Here is a 7,210-nt window from a genome sequence, read left to right as displayed (position 1 = left end):
GATTTATCGAATTTCCGCTGGAGAATAACTTCTCATGGTCTACGGAAGCCTATTATTCAAAAAAGGGCCGGAAAGTCAGCTATTATGACGGAGCCATAACCAATAATGCAAATTATACCTTTTACGAAATTTCCGTATTACTGAGAAAGGGATATGACATGTCGGTTTCCGAAAACCTCAGAGGCGAAATTTTCTTCAACATCGGACCGAACATAAACTATTGGCATAGCGGCAAAGGCACCATAGATGCCAATGTAGACCTCGACTACGAGGTCAGGTTTCAGGAGCCTGATGGCGACGTCTTTATCAATTCCATTACGGATGCCAATCGTTGGCTGTTTGGGCTGGAAGCAGGTGTTGGTACTGAAATACGAATTTATGATACTCAGTTTTTTGAAGTTGAGGTCAGGTACACTTACGGACAAACTTACCTGGGAGACAAAGACAGCTCCTCTATACCTATTCTGGCCTTTGAAGACAGCCTGAGGTCAAATTACCGGGTTTTGAGTATAATTTTAAGATATGGAGTAGATATAGATCTCAAAAATGCCCGCAAAGGAAAAAGTACAATTAAAAGGAAGAAATAACAACATGCTGGAATCATTGAAAAAACTCTATGCGCGAGACCTCGATACACTCGCCAAAGAAATTCAATCCTTTAACAATGAAGAGAACCTTTGGCAGATACGCCCGGGAATCTCCAACTCAGCAGGTAACCTTGCCTTACATATTTGTGGCAATCTAAAACATTTTATTGGCACAGGCATTGGCCAGACGGGGTATGTAAGGCAACGCGAACTGGAGTTTAGCCAAAAGCATGTACCTATACCTGAGTTGATTGCAAACATTAAGGAAACTAAGGATATAGTGATCACAACTTTGAATAAAATTTCCCCGGAAGCTCTTTCTGCGACTTACCCTGTTACGCTGCGTGACGAAGCTTTCAGTACCGAATACTTTCTCATGCACCTGCATGCACATCTCAACTACCATTTGGGGCAGATCAATTATCTGAGAAGGTTAATTGAAGGTTAAGCTATTAGCTACTGAAATACAAACCATTAGCTTAAACTATTCGGGAATGATCTAATAGAACAGCCAATCATTAACAGTACCATAATGCAGGCATAAAAACCTGTTGATTTTAATTTTTGTTTTTACAGCAATTTCAACTAAAACCTAACAAAAATGAATTTGCTAAAATCAAAAATCTGCATTTTGCTCTTTCTAAGTGCATTGACCTTTTCATGCCAGGAAGAAGTAATTGCTCCGAAAGCCCCACAGGAAGAAAATGTACTCAATGATACCAGTCCTTCCGGAAAAAACGATGACCAGGAGGCCAAGTATGGAAGGGACAATAACCTCCTGATGGGCAACCCCAGTGGTGCCAGCACGAGTTCATATTATTATTGGAACTATCTGATCTCTAAACCTCAGTACGCCATGTCCTATCATCGCGACAGAGGTACTCCTAACTGGGTAAGCTGGCACTTGAATGAAGACTGGCTGGGGTCTGCATCACGATCTTCCAGCTTTCTTACTGACACTTCATTGCCTGGTGGCTGGTACAGAGTGACCACATCAGATTATACCAACAGCGGATTTGACCGGGGGCATAATTGCCCTTCGGCTGACAGAACAGGTAGCTCAGGAGATAACAAAGCGACATTTTATATGTCCAACATCATTCCTCAGGCTCCCAATAACAATCAACGGGCATGGGCCAACCTGGAAAGCTACTGCCGCAAACTGGTTGACCAGGGCAACGAGCTTTATGTGATCATGGGAAGCTATGGTACAGGTGGAAGCGGCAGATATGGTTACAAAACTACCCTGGCAAGCGGCAAAGTAACCGTACCTGCTTCTATCTGGAAAGTAATTTTAGTTTTACCCGAAGGGTATAATGACCTTGACAGGGTAAGCAGCTCTACCCGTGTAATTGCAGTAAATATCCCCAATAATCAGAATGTCAACTCCAACTGGGGTGTTTACAGAACATCTGTCGATAATATCGAATCCATCAGAAACTATAACTTGTTCAGCAACTTGCCCGGTAGCATCCAAAGCGTAATCGAATCAAGAATAGATAACGGCCCTACAAATTAAATTTAGTAACCCGTCCTTCCCTCAGGCTCCCTCAATTAAAAACGCCCGCCCGGATTGAGGGAGCCTCATTTAAGTTACATTATCATGCAGGTAAAGAAAGCCTAATGCCCTCTCCAGCTTTTAGTAATTACATCTGAGGACATTACACAATTTTATTCTTAACTTTGCAGCCCGATGAAAAAAGTAGCATTTTATACATTAGGCTGTAAACTTAACTTCTCCGAGACTTCCACCATTTCCAGAATGTTTGAAGAAAAGGGTTATAAAAAAGTGGAGTTTACAGACACGCCCGATATTTTTATCATCAATACATGTTCTGTCACAGAAAATGCAGATAAAAAATGTAGAAAGGTAGTCAGAGAGGCGAGAAAAATCTCACCCGATGCTTACGTTACCATCATCGGATGCTATGCCCAGCTAAAACCTAAAGAAATCTCTGACATACCAGGTGTAGATGCTGTGTTGGGCGCTGCGGAGAAATTCCGGCTTATAGAACTTCTTGATGGCTTTGTCAGGACTAAAGAAACACAGGTGCTGGCATCTGAAATAGAAGAAGCCAATATTTTTAATAATGCCTATTCCATCAATGACCGTACACGTACTTTTCTAAAGGTTCAGGATGGCTGTGACTATAGCTGTACCTTCTGCACTATTCCTTTAGCCAGAGGCAACAGTCGTAGCGATACTATTCCCAACATTATCAAGTCGGCCAAAGAAATAGCTGAGTCAGGCGTAAAAGAGATTGTGCTAACCGGGGTGAATACCGGCGATTTTGGCATCAGGGATGGAAAAAGGCAGGATAAGTTCATTGACCTTGTAAAGGAACTTGACCAGGTAGAGGGCATTGACCGTTTCAGGATTTCATCCATTGAGCCTAACCTCCTTCACGATGATATTATTGATTTTGTAGCAGGCTCAAGCAAATTTGTGCCTCATTTTCACATTCCTCTGCAATCAGGCTCTGACAAGATCCTTAAAATGATGAAACGACGCTACCTCAGTGAGTTGTATGTCAGCCGGGTTGAAAAGATAAGGTCAGTAATGCCGCATTGCTGTATTGGTGTGGATGTTATTGTAGGCTTCCCCGGAGAGACTGATGAAGACTTCCTGGAGACGTACCGCTTCCTCAATGAGCTTGATATTTCATACCTGCATGTTTTCACCTACTCTGAACGTGCCAATACCGAGGCACCTGAGATGGGCAACGCAGTACCCATGAAGGTAAGGCACCAGAGATCTAAAATGCTAAGGACTCTTTCTGAAAAGAAAAAGAGGAAATTTTACGAAGAAAATCTGGGGCGTATTGATACAGTCTTATTTGAGGAAGACATTGAAGATGGCATGATGCATGGGTTCACCAACAACTATGTGAGGATAGCTGCCAAATATGATCCTGTACTTATCAATGAGCTTAAAAGAGTGAAACTAACTTCTATTAATCCCTCGGGACATGTAGAAATAGAAGAAGTGGAAACCGAAGTGCTAAGCCACTAGCTAAAGCTATTTCCCCACGATTCGCTAAAGGCTAACTGGCTAAGTTCTTTTCTCTGCCGTCTGGCTGTTTCTGCTTTTTGGTTCTTTTCGCTTAGTTGGTCCGGGGCACCAAGATATCCGATGGCCACTCCCGTTAATACTTCAAAAGTTTCCGGCACCTTGAATAACTCTATTGCTTTATCCGGATTTATACCTGCCATCTGGTGAACATACAGATTATCAGCCATAGCCTGCAAGCTTAATGTTGACATAGCAGCACCGCAATCATACTTATAATGTCTGTTGGGCTTATCATTATGTGTAAATGCCTTTTTGGCACATACCAGCATCAAAACAGGAGCTTGATCAGCCCATTCTTTGTTAAAGTCATTTATACATTCCAGTATTTTCTGGTACTCCTCTCCCCTACTTTTGACCCCTACAATAAATCGCCAGGGTTGCTCATTAAAAGAGGATGGTGCCCATCTCGCAGCTTCCAGCAGTTTCAGGATTTGGTGCCTGGAGGGTTCTTTTGCGCTAAATGCCCTAGGACTCCAACGGCCGGTAATCAGTGGGTGTAAATCAAATTCAGTTTGTGCGGATTTTATATTTATTGGTTCGGTACTCATATCATTAATTGTCAAACCTTTATTTATTCAACAATAACAACACGAATTCGTTTAAACCCATATTCTAAAATACTAGGTTAGCATTACCCCATCCTTAATTTCCAGCTTTCTGTCAGCCATATCGGCGAGCTCTTCATTATGCGTAACAATCACAAAGGTTTGTCCCAGTTCATCTCTGAGTTTGAAGAAAAGACTGTGAAGCTCTTTAGCATTTTTTGAATCAAGGTTTCCACTTGGTTCATCTGCAAATATAATAGAGGGGGCATTGATCAAAGCCCTGGCCACTGCAGCCCGCTGTTGCTCACCACCTGACAACTCCGAAGGCTTATGATCGCGCCTAGCAGAAATACCCAGCACTTCCAACAGTTCATCAGCACGTCTGCTTACTTCGGCAGCATCCCTTTTGCCAATGTATCCGGGAATGCACACATTCTCTTTGGCCGTAAACTCAGGCAGGAGATTGTGGAACTGAAAGATGAAACCGATGTGCTTATTACGAAAAGCTGACTTCTCCTTATTGCTCATCCGGCTAACGTCTGACTGGTTAATTCTTAAAGAACCATTATCCGATTGATCCAGTGTACCTAAAATATGCAGTAACGTACTTTTCCCTGCTCCTGATGCGCCTACAATAGAGATAATCTCCTTTTTTTCTACATGCAGGTCAATCCCTTTAAGGACACGAAGGTCTCCATATGATTTAGTTATTCCGCTCGCTGTCAGCATAATTTTATTACCACCTGAATTAAGTATGATCCAAACTTATGAAAATTGAATATAGAATGCGTCTTCATCGTGATTTTAAATCAACAATGTTTGAAATATAAAACCAAAAGAACTACTTTCGTGCAAAAATTTGTAAGCATGAACATTCACGAATATCAAGCAAAAGACATATTAAAAAAATACGGCGTACAGGTACAACGAGGTATCGTTGCAGACAATGCTGACAAAGCACTGGATGCAGCGAAGGAGCTTCACAATGAGACCGGTACGAGTTGGTATGTAATCAAAGCTCAAATTCATGCCGGTGGACGTGGAAAAGGAAAAGTGAAGGAGACTGGTTCAAATGGAGTTGTTTTGGCTAAATCTTTGGATCAGGTAACTGAAAAAGCTAAGGGTATACTAGGCGGCACATTGGTAACACACCAGACTGGTGAAGAGGGCAAAAAGGTTAATAAAGTCCTAATCGCTGAGGATGTATACTACCCTGGCGACTCTGAGCCAAAAGAATACTACCTGAGTATATTGCTTGATAGGGCAAAAAGCTGCAACGTGATCATGGCCTCAACAGAAGGTGGAATGGACATCGAAGAAGTGGCTGAAAAATCACCTGAGAAAATTGTAAAAGAGTGGATTGATCCGGCAGTAGGCCTACAAGGCTTCCAGGCACGAAAAATTGCTTTTGCTCTAGGTCTTGAAGGCAATGCTTTTAAAGAAATGGTGAAATTCATCTATTCGCTTTACAAAGCCTATGAAGCCACCGATTCTTCAATGTTCGAAATCAATCCTGTTTTAAAAACATCAGATAATAAAATACTAGCCGTTGACGCTAAGGTAAACCTTGACGATAATGCACTTTTCAGGCACAAAGATCTTGCTGAACTCAGAGACATCACTGAGGAAGATCCTGCAGAGGTAGAAGCAGGAAGATCAGGCTTAAGCTACGTTAAACTTGACGGTAACGTGGGTTGCATGGTAAACGGTGCAGGTCTTGCAATGGCTACTATGGACATCATTAAGCTTTCTGGTGGAGAGCCTGCAAACTTCCTTGATGTGGGAGGTGGAGCCAACGCAGAGACTGTAGAAGCAGGATTTAGAATTATCTTGAAAGATCCTAATGTAAAAGCCATTTTGATTAATATCTTTGGGGGTATCGTTAGGTGCGACCGTGTGGCTAATGGTGTTGTAGAAGCCTACAAGAAAATTGGAAACATTGATATTCCAATCATCGTTCGTCTGCAAGGAACCAATGCTGAAGAAGGTGCTAAGATCATTGAAGAGTCAGGATTGAAAGTATCTTCGGCCATCTTATTAAAAGATGCCGCTGCTAAAGTAAAAGAAGTATTGTCTTAAAATATAGGCTATAGCAATATAGCTGATGCACTCGTAGTTCAACTGGATAGAATACCAGATTTCGGCTCTGGGGGTTGAGGGTTCGAATCCTTCCGAGTGCACAACAAATAGCTCCGCAAAATGCGGGGCTATTTTGATTTTACAGGTAATTAAAAACTATAGTTTTAATTTGACGTTACTATTTTTCAACATTATTTATTAAATTGAAGTTTAATGAGTATAATTAGACCATGAAGATATTTGTAGCTGTACTCAGCATAGGTTTATTAGGGATAGTTGGAGTAGCAAATTCTCAGAGCTTTTATAGTTATAGAGGAGGAAGAGATGTTATTGTATCTTTAGGAACAGGCACTTCTTCCTACTTCGGTGATTTAAAGGATCCTGGAGATTACATCGACGCAAAGCCCAACATTAATCTAGGTGCCCAATACTTTTTTAATCCCCGACTATCAACAAGAATTGAATTAAACTGGTTTCAGCTCAACGGTGACGATAGTGATGCAGAAGCAGAGGGAAGAGTAGTTAGAAATTTATCTTTTAGCTCTAATAACTATGAAGTAAGTATTGTTGGTATCTTAAACGCCTTCCCTAATGGCAGGAGGTTTTATCAAAGGCCACAATTTAATCTATATGGATTTTTAGGAGTCGGAGGATTATACTTTAATCCAAAAGCCGAATTAAATGGCAAAAAATATGCCCTCCAGCCATTGGCGACAGAAGGTGTTGAATATAGCAGATTTACTTTTGTGGTTCCCTTTGGAGCCGGAGTGAAATACAAAGTAGGTCCATTCTTCAACATTGCATTAGAAGGCGGCTACCGTCTTACTTTTACAGACTATCTTGATGATGTTAGCACCAACTATGTAGATAATTCCTCCTTCACAAACCCTACAGCAGCTGCTCTTGCCGATAGGCGGCCTGAAATA

General features: G+C 41.5%; 8 protein-coding genes and 1 tRNA gene. 7 read left to right on the top strand and 2 right to left on the bottom strand.

The genetic code is table 11. The annotated features are described in order from the left end of the window. The 4 genes from E1163_RS04075 to mtaB all read left to right on the top strand — a co-directional run. A partial coding sequence (locus tag E1163_RS04075) for an outer membrane beta-barrel protein (protein ID WP_155169737.1) occupies window positions 1-587 on the top strand: 587 nt, incomplete at its 5' end. Beyond that, the gene (locus tag E1163_RS04070) at window positions 547-1,035 is read left to right on the top strand and encodes a DinB family protein (protein WP_246223495.1); all 489 of its coding nucleotides are present in this window, start codon (window positions 547-549) and stop codon (window positions 1,033-1,035) included. The genes E1163_RS04075 and E1163_RS04070, both read left to right, overlap by 41 nt. Before the next feature lie 153 nt (window positions 1,036-1,188). Next, window positions 1,189-2,106 carry a DNA/RNA non-specific endonuclease gene (locus E1163_RS04065; protein ID WP_155169735.1) on the top strand — a complete coding sequence of 306 codons (918 nt, stop codon included), beginning with the start codon at window positions 1,189-1,191 and terminating at the stop codon, window positions 2,104-2,106. Window positions 2,107-2,280: 174 nt separating this feature from the next. After that, the gene (gene mtaB, locus E1163_RS04060; RefSeq protein WP_155169732.1) at window positions 2,281-3,600 is read left to right on the top strand and encodes a tRNA (N(6)-L-threonylcarbamoyladenosine(37)-C(2))-methylthiotransferase MtaB; all 1,320 of its coding nucleotides are present in this window, start codon (window positions 2,281-2,283) and stop codon (window positions 3,598-3,600) included. On the opposite strand, the gene E1163_RS04055 is transcribed toward mtaB, so the two are convergent. Further along, window positions 3,597-4,208 (bottom strand): nitroreductase family protein, encoded by a 612-nt coding sequence (locus E1163_RS04055; protein ID WP_155169731.1) that lies wholly within the window; start codon window positions 4,206-4,208, stop codon window positions 3,597-3,599. The two genes, mtaB and E1163_RS04055, sit on opposite strands and share 4 nt — an antisense overlap. Window positions 4,209-4,280: 72 nt before the next feature. Further along, on the bottom strand, window positions 4,281-4,934 hold the full coding sequence (locus tag E1163_RS04050; RefSeq protein ID WP_155169729.1) for an ABC transporter ATP-binding protein: 654 nt from the start codon (window positions 4,932-4,934) through the stop codon (window positions 4,281-4,283). A gap of 138 nt (window positions 4,935-5,072) precedes the next feature. On the opposite strand from E1163_RS04050, the gene sucC reads away from it, so the two are divergent. From sucC to E1163_RS04035, 3 genes are all read left to right on the top strand, one after another. Next, on the top strand, window positions 5,073-6,284 hold the full coding sequence (sucC, locus tag E1163_RS04045) for an ADP-forming succinate--CoA ligase subunit beta (protein ID WP_155169727.1): 1,212 nt from the start codon (window positions 5,073-5,075) through the stop codon (window positions 6,282-6,284). Window positions 6,285-6,311: 27 nt separating this feature from the next. Beyond that, window positions 6,312-6,385, top strand: a tRNA-Arg gene (locus tag E1163_RS04040). 129 nt (window positions 6,386-6,514) lie between these two features. Then, a partial coding sequence (locus E1163_RS04035) for a DUF6089 family protein (protein WP_155169725.1) occupies window positions 6,515-7,210 on the top strand: 696 nt, incomplete at its 3' end.

The organism is Fulvivirga kasyanovii (genome assembly GCF_009711405.1).
Lineage (GTDB): Bacteria > Bacteroidota > Bacteroidia > Cytophagales > Cyclobacteriaceae > Fulvivirga > Fulvivirga kasyanovii.
Note: the sequence above shows the minus strand (reverse complement) of the source record. Positions and strands in the feature narration are given on the sequence as shown.

Bases quoted from the DNA above. Each gene is read 5' to 3' on its own strand.
- E1163_RS04070 (WP_246223495.1), top strand. From the start codon at position 547: ATGCCCGCAAAGGAAAAAGTACAATTAAAAGGAAGAAATAACAACATG.
- E1163_RS04065 (WP_155169735.1), top strand. From the start codon at position 1,189: ATGAATTTGCTAAAATCAAAAATCTGCATTTTGCTCTTTCTAAGTGCA.
- mtaB (WP_155169732.1), top strand. From the start codon at position 2,281: ATGAAAAAAGTAGCATTTTATACATTAGGCTGTAAACTTAACTTCTCC.
- E1163_RS04055 (WP_155169731.1), bottom strand. From the start codon at position 4,208: ATGAGTACCGAACCAATAAATATAAAATCCGCACAAACTGAATTTGAT.
- E1163_RS04050 (WP_155169729.1), bottom strand. From the start codon at position 4,934: ATGCTGACAGCGAGCGGAATAACTAAATCATATGGAGACCTTCGTGTC.
- sucC (WP_155169727.1), top strand. From the start codon at position 5,073: ATGAACATTCACGAATATCAAGCAAAAGACATATTAAAAAAATACGGC.